The 16,903-nt window shown below is 68.0% G+C and carries 17 protein-coding genes; 11 read left to right on the top strand and 6 right to left on the bottom strand.

Annotation, left to right across the window (positions count from 1 at the left end):
• Nucleotide 1: 1 nt before the first annotated feature.
• On the top strand, nucleotides 2-865 hold the full coding sequence (locus CRM90_RS03785; RefSeq protein WP_102805648.1) for a DegV family protein: 864 nt from the start codon (nucleotides 2-4) through the stop codon (nucleotides 863-865).
• Here the strand turns inward: CRM90_RS03785 and CRM90_RS03780 are convergent.
• Both CRM90_RS03780 and CRM90_RS03775 read right to left on the bottom strand, forming a co-directional pair.
• Complete coding sequence (locus CRM90_RS03780) at nucleotides 852-1,400, bottom strand: YceI family protein (protein WP_102805647.1); 549 nt, start codon at nucleotides 1,398-1,400, stop codon at nucleotides 852-854. The two genes, CRM90_RS03785 and CRM90_RS03780, sit on opposite strands and share 14 nt — an antisense overlap.
• A gap of 91 nt (nucleotides 1,401-1,491) precedes the next feature.
• Nucleotides 1,492-2,550 (bottom strand): NAD(P)H-dependent amine dehydrogenase family protein, encoded by a 1,059-nt coding sequence (locus CRM90_RS03775; RefSeq protein WP_102805646.1) that lies wholly within the window; start codon nucleotides 2,548-2,550, stop codon nucleotides 1,492-1,494.
• 120 nt (nucleotides 2,551-2,670) lie between these two features.
• Between CRM90_RS03775 and CRM90_RS03770 the strand changes: the two genes are divergently transcribed.
• Genes CRM90_RS03770 through holA form a run of 3 tightly spaced genes read left to right on the top strand, consistent with a single transcriptional unit; the run spans nucleotide 2,671 to nucleotide 5,937 of the window.
• Nucleotides 2,671-3,474 (top strand): ComEA family DNA-binding protein, encoded by an 804-nt coding sequence (locus CRM90_RS03770; protein WP_102805645.1) that lies wholly within the window; start codon nucleotides 2,671-2,673, stop codon nucleotides 3,472-3,474.
• 23 nt (nucleotides 3,475-3,497) lie between these two features.
• The gene (locus tag CRM90_RS03765) at nucleotides 3,498-5,003 is read left to right on the top strand and encodes a ComEC/Rec2 family competence protein (RefSeq protein WP_199189773.1); all 1,506 of its coding nucleotides are present in this window, start codon (nucleotides 3,498-3,500) and stop codon (nucleotides 5,001-5,003) included.
• Complete coding sequence (gene holA / locus CRM90_RS03760; RefSeq protein ID WP_199189772.1) at nucleotides 4,984-5,937, top strand: DNA polymerase III subunit delta; 954 nt, start codon at nucleotides 4,984-4,986, stop codon at nucleotides 5,935-5,937. The genes CRM90_RS03765 and holA overlap by 20 nt, the downstream gene beginning before the upstream one ends.
• 1 nt (nucleotide 5,938) lies before the next feature.
• On the opposite strand, the gene rpsT is transcribed toward holA, so the two are convergent.
• On the bottom strand, nucleotides 5,939-6,199 hold the full coding sequence (gene rpsT / locus CRM90_RS03755; protein WP_102805642.1) for a 30S ribosomal protein S20: 261 nt from the start codon (nucleotides 6,197-6,199) through the stop codon (nucleotides 5,939-5,941).
• Nucleotides 6,200-6,347: 148 nt separating this feature from the next.
• On the opposite strand from rpsT, the gene CRM90_RS03750 reads away from it, so the two are divergent.
• Genes CRM90_RS03750 through CRM90_RS03740 form a run of 3 tightly spaced genes read left to right on the top strand, consistent with a single transcriptional unit; the run spans nucleotide 6,348 to nucleotide 9,837 of the window.
• Nucleotides 6,348-8,021: a circularly permuted type 2 ATP-grasp protein gene (locus tag CRM90_RS03750; protein WP_199189762.1), complete on the top strand. Its 1,674-nt coding sequence runs from the start codon at nucleotides 6,348-6,350 to the stop codon at nucleotides 8,019-8,021.
• Nucleotides 8,021-8,998 (top strand): alpha-E domain-containing protein, encoded by a 978-nt coding sequence (locus CRM90_RS03745; RefSeq protein ID WP_102805641.1) that lies wholly within the window; start codon nucleotides 8,021-8,023, stop codon nucleotides 8,996-8,998. Before CRM90_RS03750 ends, CRM90_RS03745 begins: the two co-directional genes overlap by 1 nt.
• Nucleotides 8,998-9,837, top strand: a complete 840-nt coding sequence (locus CRM90_RS03740) for a transglutaminase family protein (protein WP_102805640.1) — start codon at nucleotides 8,998-9,000, stop codon at nucleotides 9,835-9,837. Before CRM90_RS03745 ends, CRM90_RS03740 begins: the two co-directional genes overlap by 1 nt.
• Here the strand turns inward: CRM90_RS03740 and CRM90_RS03735 are convergent.
• On the bottom strand, nucleotides 9,777-11,330 hold the full coding sequence (locus CRM90_RS03735; protein ID WP_102805639.1) for a PepSY-associated TM helix domain-containing protein: 1,554 nt from the start codon (nucleotides 11,328-11,330) through the stop codon (nucleotides 9,777-9,779). The genes CRM90_RS03740 and CRM90_RS03735 overlap by 61 nt on opposite strands.
• A gap of 27 nt (nucleotides 11,331-11,357) precedes the next feature.
• Entirely contained in the window at nucleotides 11,358-12,188 is an 831-nt protein-coding gene (locus CRM90_RS03730; protein WP_102805638.1) for a ribonuclease Z, read from the bottom strand.
• Between the two features lie 241 nt (nucleotides 12,189-12,429).
• On the opposite strand from CRM90_RS03730, the gene glnT reads away from it, so the two are divergent.
• From glnT to CRM90_RS03715, 3 genes are read left to right on the top strand one after another with little or no spacing between them, the layout of a single operon-like run.
• Nucleotides 12,430-13,797, top strand: coding sequence for a type III glutamate--ammonia ligase (glnT, locus tag CRM90_RS03725; protein ID WP_102805637.1), 1,368 nt, complete (start codon nucleotides 12,430-12,432; stop codon nucleotides 13,795-13,797).
• Nucleotides 13,797-14,540, top strand: a complete 744-nt coding sequence (locus tag CRM90_RS03720) for a creatininase family protein (protein WP_102805636.1) — start codon at nucleotides 13,797-13,799, stop codon at nucleotides 14,538-14,540. The genes glnT and CRM90_RS03720 overlap by 1 nt, the downstream gene beginning before the upstream one ends.
• Before the next feature lie 29 nt (nucleotides 14,541-14,569).
• The gene (locus CRM90_RS03715; RefSeq protein WP_233209146.1) at nucleotides 14,570-15,310 is read left to right on the top strand and encodes a TetR/AcrR family transcriptional regulator; all 741 of its coding nucleotides are present in this window, start codon (nucleotides 14,570-14,572) and stop codon (nucleotides 15,308-15,310) included.
• Between the two features lie 9 nt (nucleotides 15,311-15,319).
• Here the strand turns inward: CRM90_RS03715 and CRM90_RS03710 are convergent, their stop codons facing one another.
• Nucleotides 15,320-16,324, bottom strand: coding sequence for an aldo/keto reductase (locus CRM90_RS03710; RefSeq protein ID WP_102805634.1), 1,005 nt, complete (start codon nucleotides 16,322-16,324; stop codon nucleotides 15,320-15,322).
• A gap of 119 nt (nucleotides 16,325-16,443) precedes the next feature.
• Here CRM90_RS03710 and CRM90_RS03705 point away from each other — a divergent pair, with 119 nt between their 5' ends.
• Complete coding sequence (locus tag CRM90_RS03705) at nucleotides 16,444-16,878, top strand: CBS domain-containing protein (protein ID WP_102805780.1); 435 nt, start codon at nucleotides 16,444-16,446, stop codon at nucleotides 16,876-16,878.
• Nucleotides 16,879-16,903: the final 25 nt, after the last annotated feature.

The following is a 16,903-nucleotide window of genomic DNA, read 5'->3' as shown; positions in this document are numbered from 1 at the left end:
CATGGCCGTCGTCGTGGTCACCGATTCGTCGGCTCGGCTTCGGACCGATGATGTCCGCGCCTGCGGTATCCACGTTGTGCCACTGCACATCTTGGTCGACGGCCGCGACCTGCGCGACGGGGTCGACGCGACCCCGGCCGATCTGTATCAACGCGGTCATGTGACGACCGCCGGCGCGACACCGAGTGAATTGTCCGCGGCCTATCGGGAGGCTTTGCGCGCCAGCGACGGTGACGGGGTGGTGGCCGTGCACATCTCCGGTGAGCTATCCAGCACGCTGGGGGCCGCCGAATACGCGGCCCGCGAGTTCGACGGCGCCGTTCGGGTGGTGGATTCCAAGTCGACGGCGATGGGCACCGGGTTCGTCGCACTGGCCGCTGCGCGTGCCGCGCTCGGCGGAGCTGACCTGGAAGCCGTTGCTGCCGAGGCGGAATCGGCCGTGTCGCGGGTGCGGGCCTACATCGTGGTCCAGCGGCTGGACAACCTGCGCCGCAGCGGCCGGATCGGTGCCGCGGCATCCTGGCTGGGCACGGCACTCGCGCTCAAACCGCTGCTGCGCCTCGACGAACAGGGCCGGCTGGTGCTGGCCCAACGGGTGCGCACCGCATCCAAGGCGCAGGCCGCGATGATCGAGCAAGTCCTCGAGGTGGTGGGTGAGCGGCACGCCGCGCTCGCCGTCCACCACATCGACAGTCCCGACGCTGCAGGAGAATTGGCCGCCACGCTGGCGTCGGCGCTGCCCGGTTGTTGGGACGTGGTCGTCACCGACCTGGGCCCGGTGCTCGGCGTGCACGTCGGCGCCGGCGCGGTGGGAATCGTCGTCGCACTCGATCCCACCCCGCCGGATCGCCTCACGCCTGCTTGAGGGCTTCGATCTCCAGGGTGATGGTGACCTTGTCGCCGACAACCGCGCCGCCGGTCTCCAACGGCATGTCGATGTCGATGCCGAAGTCCTTGCGGTTCAGCACCACTGACGCCTCGAACCCGGCGACCGCGCCGTGCCCCATGCCGGGGTTCACGCCGTTGAACTGCACGGGAAGGCTGATCCGGCGAGTCACACCCTTGAGGGTGAAGTCGCCCTCGAGCCGGTAGGAATCCCCGTCGGGGACCACCGACGTCGAGGCGAATGTGGCGGTGGGGTACTGCTCGACGTCGAAGAAGTCGGCCGCGCGCAGATGCGCGTCACGCTGCTCGTTGCCGGTGTAGACCGAGGTGACGTCGATCTCGGCGGTCACCGTTGGCGTGCCGTCGGCCGCGACGGTGACGGCGCCGCTGAACGCGCCGAACGTCCCGCGGACCTTGCTGACGACGAGGTGGCGTACTGAGAAGCTGATCGACGAATGGACGGGGTCGATCGCCCAGGTTCCGGTGAGTTCGGTGGCCTGAACTGCTGCGGTCATCGTGAGGTCTCCTTGATCGGCGGCGCCGTGCCCTGTGCCCGGCGCCTCTCACGAAGTAACCGGACCGTGGTCCGGTTTCATTCCCGCGCCGTCAGCTGGCGGCGAACCGGCCCGTGACCGGCGGCAGATCGGCCAGCGTCGCGATGCCAGGCTTGGCGGCGACAACGGCGGGCACCGCGTTGGTGACCGGCAGCGCGGTGTAGATCATGCCCAGCCCCATGAAACCCGGCTCAGGCCAGTTCTTGGGCGGCAGGCAATGCAGCACCGTGCGCATGTTGGGCACGCCGTACACCTGGATGACGTGACCGTGCTCGAGTGGTTTGGGCGGCACCACGTGGCTGCCCATGATCCAGTTGAACCCGACGCTGACCACATTGCGGTCGCCCACCCAGCCGCGGTGGTAGCCGTACACGCCGCCGACCGTGCCCTCCGGGATCGTCATGAAGCCGAGGTCGCTGTCGCCGGTGGCGGTGGTGAACGTGACGTCGAAGGTCATCCGGTCCAGCTTCGCGCCGATCGCGTCGGCCATCATCGCCGCGGATTCGGCGAACACCTCGCTTTCCACCCGCACACTTTCGGCCAGACCCTCGGTATCGGGATCGCAGCCGAACCCCATCGCAGACTGGGTGCCCGCCGACTCATACGTCGAACAGTCCACCGACTCGGTGATGCGGATCTCGTCGACGCGCTCGCAGGCGCCGGAGAGCACCATGCCGACCATGTTCGTCATGCCGGGATGCGCGCCGCTACCGAAGATCGTGGAATTGCCTTGCTCGCAGGCCTTTCGGATCCGGGCCAGGTCTTCGGGCGACTGCTTGCCGCCGGTGATCCACGCGGCCGACGAACACACGTTGACGCCGGCCTCCAACAGCCGTACCAACTCATCCACGCTGGGCCATAACGGGTTGTAGCAGCAGGCGTCCGGCTTGGCCGCCAGCAGCGCATCGATGTCGTTGGTCGCGCTGACGCCGGTGGGTTCGGGCCAGCCGGACAACTCCGCGGCGTCGACGCCGAGCTTGTCTTCGCCGTGGGCGTACACCCCGACCAGTTCCAGGTCCGGCCGGCTGATGATCGCGTGCAGCGACCGGCGGCCGATGTTGCCGGTGGTCCACTGGATCACCCGGATGGGGCGGTCGGTGATGGCGGTCATGGGGTGCTCCCTGGGTGGCGAGGTTCGGACGTGTACACAGTTCCGGATTCATCCACAGGTTCGCACCGCGCAGTCCCGCACAGCGGATCTCCAGTCGCCATCGCGCCCTACGGTCGCGGCATGCGAACCGATCAACCGCTGGCCGGCCTGCAACGCCGCCTCCGGGGTGACCCGCCGGGTGAACCGACTGATGCTGACGACGATGACGAGGTCCCGGTCCCCAGCTGGATCCCGGACGGGCGCGCCGACCGCGGCGCGAACTGGCTCGCCGCGATCCGCGCTGATCCCGGCCGTTCGGGTGGCATCGCCCTGGCGGTGATCGCCGTTGTGGCGGTGCTCATCACGGTGTTCGCCCTGATGCGCGACGACCCACCACCGGTGGTGTCGGCCAAGCTGCCGCCGGTGGAGATGGTGTCCTCGGCCGCCGCGCGGCCCGGACCGGATCCCAACCAGCCCGTGGTGGTCAGCGTGGTCGGGCTCGTCACCAAGCCAGGGCTGGTGACCCTGGCCCCGGATGCCCGCATCGCCGACGCGGTGTCGGCCGCGGGCGGCGCACTGAACGGAGCCGACACGCTGGGGCTCAATCTGGCACGCCACCTCACGGACGGTGAACAGATCGTCGTCGGCATCGGCACCCCGGCCGGCCAGCCGAGCGCACTCGGCAGTTCGGTCAAGGGCACACCGCCCGCCGCGTCCGATCCGCCTGCGGCGCCGGGAAAGGGCGGGCCTGCCGAGCCGGTCAACCTCAACACCGCCACCGTCGAGCAACTTGATGCGCTGCCGGGGGTGGGGCCGGTGACGGCCGCCGCGATCGTCGCCTGGCGGGACGCCAATGGAAAGTTCGCCAGCGTCGACCAGCTCGGTGAGGTCGACGGCATCGGTCCGGCGCGCCTGGAGAAACTACGGGCCCTGGTCCGGGTGTGACGGATCTGGGCGCCGCGCTTGATCTGCGGCTGGTGCCCGCGGCGCTGACAGCCTGGGCGGTCACGGCGGCGGCGATCACGTGGGCGGTGGGGCCGCAGCTGGCCGCGGCCTGCGCGGGCATCGCGATCGGTTGGGTGGCGCTGGCCCGATGGCGTGGCGAACAGGTACCAGTTCTCCGCACGGCCGGTGTCGCGGTGGTGGGCGCGGCGGTGGTCGGTGCGGGTTTCGCGGTGGCCGCGGCGATGCGCAGCGACGCCGTTCGCGAACATCCGGTCGCCCAACGGTTCGGCGCGGTCGCGACAGTGACGGTGACGCCGCAGGAGGAGCCTCGTCAGCTCGGCGGTGGACGACTGATGTTTCGTGCCGCGCTCTCGCAGTTCGACGGCGCCGAGATGACCGGCAGCGTGGTGGTTTTCGCTCAGACGCAGGGTTTCGGCGAGTTGATGGCCGGCCAGCCGGTCCGCTTCGCAGCCCGCATCAGCCGGCCGACTCGGCGCGACTTGACGGTGGCCGTGCTGAACGCGACCGGCCGGCCCACAGTGGGGCGGGCGTCGCCACCACAGCGGGCGGCCCGTGCGGTGCGTGACCATTTCGCCCGATCCGCCCGCGACGCGCTACCCGCCGATCAGGCTGCCATCCTGCCGGGGCTGGTGCTGGGTGACACCTCCGCTGTATCAGCCACCACCACAACGGAATTCAAAACCGCCGGGCTGACCCACCTTACCGCGGTCTCCGGCGCGAACGTCACGATCGTCTGCGGCGCCGTGCTGCTGTCCGCAGGCCTGGTGGGACCGCGCGCGGCGGTCGGGCTGGCGGCCCTCGCGCTGGTGTCGTTCGTCATCGTCGTGCAGCCCACGGCCAGTGTGCTGCGCGCGGCGGTGATGGGTGCCATCGCATTGGTGGCCATCGTCAGCGCTCGCAGACGGCAGGCGATTCCGGTGTTGGCGGCCACCGTCCTCGGATTGCTGATAGCGGCACCGCAGCTGGCGGTCGATGCGGGCTTCGCGCTGTCGGTTTCCGCGACCGCCGCACTCATCCTGCTGGCCCCCGGCTGGTCGGCTCGGCTCGTCGCCAGAGGTTGGCCCAAACCCCTGGCCGAGGCGTTGTGCATCGCGCTGGCCGCCCAATTGGTCACCGCACCGTTGGTTGCCGCGATATCGGGCAAGCTGAGCGTAGTCGGTGTGCTCGCCAATCTGGCTGTCGCCGTGGTGATCCCGCCGATCACCATGCTGGGTACCGCGGCCGCCGCACTGTGCTGGCTGCTGCCGCCGGTCGCCGGGCTGCTGATCCGCTTCACCGGTCCGGAGCTGTGGTGGCTGCTGCGCGTCGCGTCCACCGCAGCGGATGTTCCCGGCGCCGCGGTGAGCGTGCCGTCCGGACTCGGTGGCGTGTTGACTGTCGCGGGGACCTCGCTCGCCGCGCTGCTGGTGTGGCGATCCGTGAAGGTCGGTGTCCGCCGCTGTCGGCCGCACGTGAAACGATCATCGGGTGAGCGCGACGGTAGACGGTCTGCATCTGATCCTGGGTGACGAGGAGTTACTGGTCGACCGCGCCATCTCCGAGGTGATGCGGCTGGCCCGCGACGCGTCTGGCGGCGGCGACGTTCCGGTGGACCGGTTGCGGGCGGGCGATGTGTCGGTCAACGAGCTCGCCGAACTGCTCAGCCCGTCGCTGTTCGCCGACGAGCGGGTGGTGGTGCTCGAGTCGGCCGCCGAGGCGGGCAAGGAGGCCGTCGAGCTGATCGCGACGGCGGCCGCCGACCTGCCGCCCGGCACCGTGCTGGCGGTCGCGCACTCCGGTGGTGGGCGCGCCAAGGCGCTCGCCGATCAACTCAAGAAACTCGGCGCGCAGGTGCATCCGTGCGCCAAGATCACCAAGGCCGCCGAGCGGGCCGACTTCGTGCGCGCCGAGTTCCGCAGGCAGAAGGTCAAGGTCGACGACGACACCGTCACCGCGCTGCTCGACGCCGTCGGATCCGACATCCGGGAACTCGCGTCGGCGTGCTCACAGCTGGTCGCCGACACCGCCGGTCACGTCGACGCGATCGCGGTCCGGCGCTATCACAGCGGCAAGGCGGAGGTCTCCGGCTTCGATATCGCCGACAAGGCCGTGGTGGGTGACGTCGCGGGCTCGGCCGAGGCGTTGCGGTGGGCGATGCTGCGCGGCGTCCCGCACGTCGTGCTCGCCGATGCGCTCGCGGAGGCGGTGCACACGATCGCGCGGGTGGGCCCGGTATCCGGCGACCCCTACCGGTTGGCCTCGGAGCTGGGGATGCCGCCGTGGAAGATCCAGAAGGCGCAAAAGCAGTCGCGGCGCTGGTCGCGCGACAAGGTGGCGACGGCAATGCGGCTGGTCGCGGCGTTGAACGCCGACGTCAAGGGTGCCGCAGCCGACGCGGACTACGTGTTGGAGGACGCGGTGCGCAAGGTGGCGCAATTGGCCGCCGGAAGCGGCCGGGACTGAATCAGATCTTGTTGAAGGCCTGCGCCAGCGCGGACTTCTTGTTGGCCGCCTGATTCTTGTGAATGACGCCCTTGCTGGCGGCCTTGTCCAGCTTGCGGCTGGTCGACACGAGCAGCTCGGCGGCCTTGTCCTTGTCGCCCTCAGCAGCGGCCGTCCGGAACCCGCGGATCGCGGTGTGCAGCGCACTCCTCACCGACTTGTTGCGCACCCGGCGCCGCTCGTTGGTGCGGATGCGCTTTTCCTGCGACTTGATGTTGGCCACGCGTAAGTTCCTCGTCTTCAAGCTTGGGTTCGTCAGTCTTGCCGGGGCCGTCAGGCCCTCGGGCAGCGACTGCTCAGAGTACCAGTGGGGGCCCTGAACTCACAAAATGGAGGCCACTGGCCTGCCGAAACGGAGAACGTGCGGCAGCATGGGACACGTGAGCCTGCGAACCCTGCCTTCGGAAACCAACCGGTCGTCGCGCAATGGGTCGCGACAACCCCGGCGCCACGACCATATCTTCGGCGGCTACAACAACCTCGGCTCCTATGCCAAGGCCTTCGACGAGATGTTCGACAACCAGGGCAACGTCCGTGGGCCGTACAAGGGAATTTTCGCCGAACTCGCGCCGTCCGACGCCGAGGAGCTCGAGGCCAGGGCCGAGGCGCTGGGCCGGGCGTTCATCGATCAGGGCATCACGTTCTCGCTGTCCGGGCAGGAGCGGCCCTTCCCGCTCGACCTGGTGCCCCGGGTGATCTCCGCCGCCGAGTGGTCCCGGCTCGAACGGGGCATCACCCAACGGGTCAAGGCCCTGGAGATGTACCTCGACGACATCTATGGCGACCAGGAAATCCTGCGCGATGGGGTCATCCCGCGCCGACTGGTCACCTCCTGCGAGCACTTTCACCGGCAGGCCGCCGGCATCAGCCCGCCCAACGGGGTGCGCATCCACGTCGCCGGCATCGACCTGGTTCGCGACGCCCAGGGCACCTTCCGGGTCCTCGAAGACAACCTGCGGTCCCCGTCGGGCGTGTCCTACGTGATGGAGAACCGGCGCACGATGGCCCGGGTGTTCCCCAACCTGTTCGCCACCCACCGGGTACGCGCGGTCGGTGACTACTCCTCGCACCTGCTGCGGGCGCTGCGCAACGCCGCGGCCACCAACGAAGCCGATCCGACGGTCGTCGTGCTCACCCCGGGGCCGTTCAACTCGGCCTACTTCGAACACTCCCTGCTGGCTCGGCAGATGGGCGTGGAACTGGTCGAGGGGCGCGACCTGTTCTGTCGAGACAACGTCGTCTACATGCGCACCACCGAAGGCGAGCGCCAGGTCGATGTCATCTACCGCCGCATCGACGACGACTACCTCGACCCCATGCAGTTCCGTCCCGACTCGGTGCTCGGCGTTGCGGGCCTGCTGAATGCCGCACGTGCCGGCAACGTCGTGATCTCCAGCGCGGTCGGCAACGGCGTCGGCGACGACAAACTGGTCTACACCTACGTGCCGACGATCATCGAGTACTACCTCGGTGAAAAGCCGTTGCTGGCCAACGTCGACACGTTCCGCTGCTGGCTCGACGAGGAACGCGACGAAGTGCTCGACCGGGTCGACGAACTGGTGATCAAACCCGTCGAGGGATCGGGCGGCTACGGCATCGTCTTCGGCCCGGACGCGTCCGACAAGGAGTTGGCGACCATCCGCAAGAAGGTGATCGCCGATCCTCGCGGCTGGATCGCGCAGCCGGTGGTCCAGCTGTCGACGGTGCCCACCAAGGTCGGCGACGCGCTGGCCCCGCGCCACGTCGATCTGCGGCCATTCGCCGTCAATGACGGCGAGGACGTCTGGGTGCTGCCCGGTGGACTCACCCGCACCGCGCTGATCGAGGGGTCGCTGGTGGTCAACTCCAGCCAGGGCGGGGGATCCAAGGACACCTGGGTGCTGGCCTCCAAGACATCGGTGGCGGCCCGCGAACTCGGCGATGCCGAGGTGGTGCGCAAGATTCCGAAACCCGGCAAGGCGGCGGTCGCCGAGAAAGGCCCCGAGTCGTCCGGTCAGCAGCAACAAGGCCAACAGCAGCAACAGCAACAGCAGGTGATGCGCTGATGCTGGCCCGTAACGCCGAGGCGCTCTACTGGATCGGACGCTACGTCGAGCGCGCCGACGACATCGCCCGCATCCTCGATGTGACTGTGCACCAGCTGCTCGAGGACTCGAGCGTCGATCCCGACCAGACCTCTCGGATTCTCTTACAGGTGCTGGGCATCGAGTCGCCGAAACATGAGCTCGACCTGTGGTCGCTGACTGATCTGGTGGCATTCAGCCGCGACACCGCGGGCGGCTGCTCGATCGTCGAGGCGATCTCGGCGGCCCGTGAAAACGCCCGTTCGGCAAGGGAAGTCACATCCAGCGACATGTGGGAGTGTCTGAACACCACGTATAACGCGCTGGCCGAACGGGAGCGGGCGGCCCGCCGGCTGGGCCCGCACGAGTTCTTCAGCTTCATCGAGGGCCGGGCTGCGATGTTCGCGGGGTTGGCTGACTCGACGCTGTCCCGCGACGACGGGTACCGCTTCCTGGTGCTCGGACGCGCTATCGAGCGGGTCGACATGACGGTGCGGCTGCTGCTGTCCCGGGTGGGGGACAGCGCCTCGTCACCGGCCTGGGTGACGGTGTTGCGATCGGCGGGTGCCCACGACACGTATTTGCGCACCTACCGCGGTGTGCTCGACGCCAGCCGGGTTGTCGAATTCATGTTGCTGGACCGGCTTTTCCCGCGGTCGATCTACTACTCGCTGAAGCTGGCCGAGCACAGCCTCGACGAGCTCATGCACCGCCCGCACAACCGGCTGGGGTCCACCGCAGAGGCGCAGCGTCTACTCGGTCGTGCCCGCAGCGAGTTGGAGTTCATCCGTCCGGGCGTGCTGCTCGAGTCGCTGGAGGAACGGCTGGCCGGGCTGCAGGCAACCTGTCGCGACGTCGGAGAAGCGGTGGCGCTGCAGTACTTTCACTCCGCGCCGTGGGTCGCGTGGTCCGATGCCGGGCAACGCGGTGCGCTGGTCATCGAGGAAGGGGAGATCTGATGTGGCGGATGCGGGTCGTACACGCGACGGGGTACGCCTACAAGTCACCGGTCACCGCGTCGTACAACGAGGCTCGGCTGACGCCGCGCTCGGACTCCCGGCAGAACGTCATCCTCAACCGCGTGGAGACCATACCGGCCACCCGCAATTACCGTTATGTCGACTATTGGGGCACGGCGGTAACGGCTTTCGACCTGCACGCGCCGCACACCGAGTTGGAGGTGACCGCGTCATCGGTGGTCGAGACCGACAAACCGGAAGCTCCGAGCGAGGAGGTGACGTGGGACGAATTGGCCTCCGCGGCGGTCCGGGACCGTTTCGACGAGGTGCTGACTCCGACGCACTACACGCCGGCCAGCCGGCGACTCGAGCGGGTCGGCAGACGCATCATCAAGGAGAACGATCCGGTGCAGGCCGTGATCGCCGCCGCCCAGTGGGCGCACAGCGAACTCAGTTACGTTCCCGGTACCACCGGGGTGCACTCGTCGGGTCTCGACGCACTCCGTGAAGGCAAGGGTGTATGCCAGGACTTCGCCCATCTGACGCTGATCCTGTTGCGCGGCATGGGAATTCCGGCCCGGTATGTGTCGGGGTATCTGCACCCTAACCGCGATGCCGTGATCGGCGACACCATCGACGGGCAGAGCCACGCGTGGATCCAGGCCTGGACCGGTGGCTGGTGGAACTACGACCCGACCAACGATGCGGAGATCAACGAGCAGTACATCAGCGTCGGCGTCGGCCGGGACTACGCCGACGTCACCCCACTGAAGGGCATCTACTCCGGTGAGGGCTCGACCGATCTCGATGTGATCGTGGAGGTCACCAGACTGGCGTGATCGGACGGTGGCCGCCGGGCACTGATGATCGCTTCGGCCACCAGCACCACCAGCAGCGAAATACCGAAGGCCGGGAACAGGATTCCGAGAACGACCGCGATCACGGCCACTGTGATCATCGCCTTCTTCGGGGTGTTCGCCCGGGTGGATTCGCTGGCCGGTCCGGGCAGCCCGCTGGCGCCGGTGGGGCGGCGTTTCCACCACATCAGCACTCCGGTCGCCGCGCTGAGGAGAACCCCGAGGCAGGCGACGGTGGCCGAAATGCGGGTGAGCCAACCCATCTGGTTGCCCATGTGCATGGCGATCCCGAAGCTCGTCAGCCGGGACAGGGCACCGTCCTGGGCGGCGGTGGCGTTGGTGATGGTGGCGCCGGTGAACTGGTTCAGATACAGCGTCCGCTGTTCGGACACGCGTTGCGGCCACCGGTTGACCACCGTGTAGCTGCCGTAGACCGTCGCGCCATCCTGCATCGTGTCCGTTGGTGGGAAGATCGAATAGCCGGGCACCATGTGCTCGTCCTTCGCGATCCGGTCAATGTCGTTGTAGGACAGCCGGGCCGCGCCCGCGGTGGGCTGCGATGCGTAGATCGGGTCGTCGGTGGCGGCCCAGGCGATGCGGCGCCCCAGGCGGTCGTAGTCGCCGAGCTTGGCCGGCGTTGAGGGAGCGTCGATTTCGGTGGACGGGGTGACCGTCGCGGTCACCGCCCGCCAGTTCTCACCCCAATAGCGCGTCCAGGTCATCCCGGACAGGATGTAGCAGATCAGGATGACCGCGACGACAACACCGGTCAGCGCATGCACATCGCGCCACCGCAGCCGGCCGCCGGCGCGCCATCGCACGCCCAGCAGCGGTTTCGCGGCTTCGATGGCGCGCGGCCACCACAGATAGATCCCGCTGCCGAGCAGAACCAGGATCCAGGTCGCGGTCAGCTCCATCCAGAGGTTGCCGATCCCGACCGGGATGGTGGACTCGGGATATGCGGACGGATTGATGAGGTGTCCCAATGACGGCAGCTGGATGTGCGGGCCGTCGTTGCCGAACATTCGGTGCAGCTGATTGGCCCAGCCCACCAGGCCGGACAGTTGATCGCGCTGCCCCAGATAGGCGCCCGTGTAGGGATCGACGAACACCTGGATGACGTCGGCTTCGGCCTGCGGGTAGCCCTTGGCGTCGGCGGCGGAGAAGTCCACCCGGGTCGAGGAGTTCGGGCCGTCCGGCGGGGTGACCGCTTCCAGTGTGCTTCCGGCGCCGGCGTGTTGGGTGGCGGTGGCCACCTGCGCATCGAGGGGAACCGTCTGCGGTCCCTGCTCGACCACGAGCAGGTGCCGGTTGAGCAGGGCGTCCAGCGGCTGGCTGTAGAGGATCACCAGGCCGCTGCAGGCCAACACCACCAGCACCGGCGCGGCGAACAGCCCCACCCAGAAGTGCAGCCGCCAGATCCGGCGCAGCACAGCCGCGTCACCGCGGCGCGTCGAAGTCTCGGTCGTCGTCATCGCCCATAAGTCGGACGACGGCGCGGCTTAGTTCCCGACGGATACCCGAAGCAGGTCGTTGCCGATCTCCACCGGGCCACTGAACTCGGTGGCCGCCTTCGCGCGCCACTGGTCCTCCTGGCCGGGCACCAGGGGCGGTACATAGTGGGTGAGCACCAGTGTGCCGACCCCGGCGCGGGCGGCGGTCGCGGCGGCCTGCTCGACCGACGAGTGATAGTCGAGGATGTCCCGGAGCCGCTGAACCGGCATCTGCTCGACGAGATCCGCGCGGATGACGGTGTGCACCAGTGCGTTCGCCCCCTTGGCGAGTTCGTCGAGGCCGGCGCAGGGCACGGTGTCACCGGCCAGCACCACCGCCGCCCCGTCGTATTCGACGCGGAAACCGAGTGTCGGCTCGACCGGACGGTGGTCGGTGGGCGCCGCGGTGATCCGGACGCCGCCGTCGTCCCACACCTGGCCGGAGGCGTACTCGTGCACCTGAATCGACGGAGGTTCGGTGATGTCGGGGTGGTGGCCGATGCGGTAGGAGATGTCGGGGGCCAACGCCGCCAGCGTCGCGTCGACGACGGCTTTGGTGCCGGGCGGGCCGATGATCGGCAGCGGGGTGGGCACGAACGTGGTGACCCACCGGGTGGTGATCACATCGGACAGGTCGGTGATGTGGTCGCTGTGCAGATGGGTCAGCAGCAGCGCGGTGATGTTGGCGGCGCCGACGCCCGCAGCGGCGGCCCGCATCAGCACCCCCCGCCCGCAATCCACCAGGAACAGCGAGTCGCCGGCTTTGACCAGGGTTGACGGCCCGGCGCGATTCGGGTCGACCATCGGGCTTCCGGTGCCGAGCAGCGTGACGTCGATCATGGGGTTAATTACTACCCTGCCGGGCAGCTGCTCGGGAGCAATTGGCCCTCGGTATGGCGGGTTTCACTACGCAGGCGCTTTTCAATGACCTATTGACACAACTGTGCCGGCGATGACCGCCAACTGCTCTGTTCACAGCCGTCATCGCCTGCCAAGTTTCAATAGGTCATTCATTATTTGGAAACAGCGCAGTTACAGAGCGTGGCTACGGTGGCGTCGACCGGTGCGAGAAAGGGAACAGATGACAAGCACGCTCAACGGGCAGGCGCACACCGACGTCCGCGAGGTCGCCGAGAAGCTGACCGCCGCGGGAGTCCGCTACGCGGCGATCAGTTTCGTCGACATGCACGGCAAGCCGAAGGCGAAGATGGTGCCGCTGGGCCATTTGGAGCAGGCCGCGAACGGGTCGGAGATGTTCACCGGCGCCGCCCTGGACGGTGTGCCGCAGGACGTCAACGACGACGAGGTCGCGCCGCACCCGGACCTCGACGCGGCGATCGTCATGCCGTTCAATCGCGAGATCGCGTGGTTTCCCGGCGATCTGTGGATCGGTGACAGCCCGTTCGAGTCGTGTAGCCGTCAGATCCTCAAGCGGGTCACCGCCGAGGCGGCGACGTTGGGCTACACCTTCAACCTCGGGATCGAGACGGAGTTCTTCCTGCTGTCGGATCGCACCGGGGTGCCGGAGCCGGCCAGCCCCGACGACAACCTCGACAAACCCTGCTACGACCTGCGTGGGATGCTGCACAACTTCGGCGTGGTCGACGAGATCGTCGCGGCGATGAACGAACTGGGCTGGGATGTCTACTCTTTCGACCACGAGGACGGCAACGGTCAGTTCGAGACCGACTTCACCTACACCGATGCGGTGTCGATGGCGGACCGGTTCGTCTTCTTCCGGATGATGGTCGGCGAGATCGCCCGCAAGCACGGCCTGTTCGCCTCGTGGATGCCCAAACCCTTCGCCGATCGAACGGGCAGCGGAGCGCATTACAACATGTCGCTCGCCGACGCCGGTGGGACCAACCTCTTCGAATCCAGCGACGATCCGCATGGCTGCGGGCTTTCCTCGCTCGGCTACCAGTTCATCGCCGGAGTGCTGCGCCACGCCCGGGCGATCTGCGCGGTCATCGCGCCGACGGTCAACAGCTACAAGCGACTGGTCAAGCAGGGCAGCATGTCCGGTCTGACGTGGGCACCGATCTTCGCCTGCTACGGCGACAACAACCGCACCAACATGCTGCGGATCCCCCGGGGCGGCGGCCGTGTCGAATGCCGCGCCGCCGACAGCGCCAACAACCCATATCTGGGTGCGGCCCTGATGCTGGCCGCCGGACTGGAAGGGATCCGGGAGGGGCTCGACCCCGGTGCTCCCAACCGCGACAACCTCTACCGGCTCTCGGAACCGGATCTGATCGAGCGCGGCATCACCTGGCTGCCCCGCTCGCTGGGTGAGGCCATCGACGCGATCGAAGCGGACCCGTTGGTGCACAGCGTGTTCGGGACCGCAATGTACGATTCGTTCGTCTCCGAGAAGAAGCTCGAGTGGGATTCCTACAACGCACACGTCTCGTCGTGGGAGTCCGAGCGCTACCTACGGTTCTTCTGATGAGCAGTCGCTGGGACGACCTCAACTCGGTGCAGATCGCCCACCGGCTTTCCGCCGACCCCGACACCGTGGCCCTGATTCCGGTCGGCGCCACCGAACAGCATGGGCCGCATCTGCCGGTGGGCACCGACACCATCATGGCCACCGCCATCGCCGAGGCTGCCGCCGGTGAGCTCGCTCTCGTGTTGCCTGCGATCGCGTTCGGCGCCAGCTTCTTTCACGGGACCGCGCTGCCTGGCACGGTGGCGTTCGACGGGGACCAGATCGCGACGGCGGCAGTCCGGGTCGGCGAGGCGTGTGCGGACTCCGGGGTGCGCCGCATCCTGTTCGTCAATGGTCACGTCGGTAACAGCGCGCCATTGTGGTTGGCCTGCGACCGGTTTCGCCGACAGCATCCCGACCGGCGGATCGGCGTCATGCAGTGGTGGGACTTGACACCCGACATCGCCCGGCGAGCCACCGAGGACGCGGTCGACTGGCACGCCAATGCGGCGGAGACCTCGCTGATGCTGGCGGTCCGGCCGGAACTGGTGGACGTCGACGCGATGCGCGATGCCGACGACCCCGACCGCACCGCGGGCACGGTGTTCCGTTATCCCGTCCAGCAGGTCTCCACCAACGGAGTGACCGGGTACCCGTCGCGGGCGTCGAAGAGCTACGGCCTCCAGTTGTGGGCAGACGTCGTGGCCGCAGCGCGTGACGTGGTGATGCGTGCGCACGCTGAAGTCCCACCGCTGGAATGACGGCGGATCCCGGCCGTACAATTCGCGACGTGCCGACACCGCAGGACCGGTCACGGGTTCGCGTGATCGGACGGCCCCGCAACGATGCCGATTCGGCGGCGACGACCTCGCCACGCACCGGGATCGTCAACGCCGCGACCCGGCTGTTCTCCGAAAAGGGTTATGCGCAAACCACAATGAGCGACATCGCGCGGGCCGCCGGCCTGCAGCAGTCGTCGCTGTACTACTGGTTCCGCAACAAGGAGCAGCTGCTGGGGGAGACGCTGCTGGTGAACCGGGCGCCGCTGAAGTTCATCGCCGAGGTCGGTGCCGGTTCGGGATCGCCGGCCGTCAAGCTCTACCGGCTGTTGCGGTTCGACACCATCCAGTTGGCGCTCTCGCCGATCGACTTCAACGAGATCCAGCGCATCGCCCACGACCAGCGGGCCGACTTCCACCAGTTCTGGACCGACTATGAGCGGCTCAAAGACTGGGTGTCCGACCTGATCGGTGCGGCGATCGCGGAGGGCAAGTTCATCGACTGCGACCGGGAGGAAACCGCCGGGTTGCTGCTGAACTTCGATGAGGGTGCGCAGAAGCGCACCCGCCTGCACACCGAGGGGGGCGACCGGGTGGCCGAGGCGGTCCGGGTCGCCGAACAGGTTGCCATCATCTCGGTTCGCGGATTGCTCAAGCGGCCCAGCGAGATCGGCCGGATCAGCGCTCAGGCTGCCCAATTCGACGACACCGCGGTGGCCTTGTCGGTGAGCCAAACCTCGTCGGGGACGTGACCGCCGGGGTCACTCCCGCGCCGAGGACACCCAATTCGGATCGATGGACCGGTGGCCGGACACACTGGCGCCGGCCGCCTCCAGGGCCACCACTTGATCGGGGTTGAGCTGCACCGCCAGCGACGCGGCGTTCTCGTCGACGCGGGCCGCGCGTCGCGTACCCGGGATCGGCACCGACGCCACACCGAGGACCTCGGCGCGCTGTCGCAACCACGCCAGCGCAACCTGCGCCGGCGTCGCGCCCACTTCGTCGGCGATCGAGCTGACCACCTGCACCACAGCAAGATTGGCGTCCAGTACGTCTTCGGCGAAGCGCGGTATGCGGCTGCGGAAGTCCCCGGCCGAGGAGAGGTCGGCCGCCGACCGGATGGTCCCGGTGAGGAATCCGCGTCCCAGTGGCGAATACGGCACGAAGCCGACGCCGAGTTCGGCGGCCGCCGGCACCACATGGCGTTCGACGTCGCGGCTCCAGATCGACCATTCGCTCTGCACGGCGGCGATCGGGTGCACGGCGGCCGCGGCCCGCAGCTCGTCTGCAGTCACCTCCGACAGGCCGAGGTGGCGCACCTTGCCCGCGGTCACCAGCTCGGCCATGGCGCCCACCGTCTCCTCGATCGGCAGCGACACGTCGCGGCGGTGCATGTAGTAGAGGTCGATCACGTCGGTGCCGAGCCGGCCCAGGCTCTCGTCGACACAGCGCCGGACGTACTCCGCGTCACCGCGGGCCTTGAGCTTGCCTGTCGTCGGGTCACCGTCGATCCCGAACTTCGTCGCCAGCGTGACCTCGTCGCGGCGGCCGGCCAGCACCTGGCCGATCAGTCGTTCGTTGGCGCCGCCGCCGTAGACGTTGGCGGTGTCGATGAAGGTCATCCCGACGTCCAGGCAGTGGTTCAGCGTCGCCAGTGACTCGGTGTCGTCGACCGCGCCGTAGACCGGCGTCAGCGCCATGCCGCCGAACCCGATCGCGCTGACCGTCAAGCCGTCGCCCAACTCCGTTTTCGGCAAGGTGCCCATGCAGATCTCCTGTTGTCTCGTGGTCAGCCTGTTCTGTCTTAACGCAACCGATGCGGTTTGCTTCCCCGGCGCTCTCACAAGCCTTAACCTGGTGTGACATCCATCACAAGGGGGTGGCGATGCGTATCGCCGACATCCTTCGCAGTAAGGGAACGACGGTGGCCACGGTCACCGAGACCACCACGGTCACCGGCCTGCTGGCCGAGCTGGTCATCCACAACATCGGCGCGATGGTCGTCGTCGGCCCGGACGGCGGCGTGGTCGGCATCGTCTCGGAGCGCGACGTCGTGCGCACGCTGCACGATCACGGTCCGGACCTGCTCCGCAGCGCGGTCGCCGACATCATGAGCACGGTGCTGGTGACGTGCTCGCCCGACGACCAGATCGACGACCTGAGCGCGCTGATGACCAACAACCGGGTGCGGCATGTACCGGTGATGCAGGGCGGGCGGCTGGTGGGCATCGTCAGCATCGGGGACGTGGTCAAGAACCGGATGGAGCAGCTGCAGGCCGAGCAGGAGCATCTCCAGGCCTACATCACGCAGGGCGGGTAGCGGCTCGCTTCTGCGCCGAGATCGA

Source organism: Mycobacterium sp. ENV421, from assembly GCF_002887815.1.
In the GTDB taxonomy this organism is placed as follows: Bacteria; Actinomycetota; Actinomycetes; order Mycobacteriales; family Mycobacteriaceae; genus Mycobacterium.
Note: the sequence above shows the minus strand (reverse complement) of the source record. Positions and strands in the feature narration are given on the sequence as shown.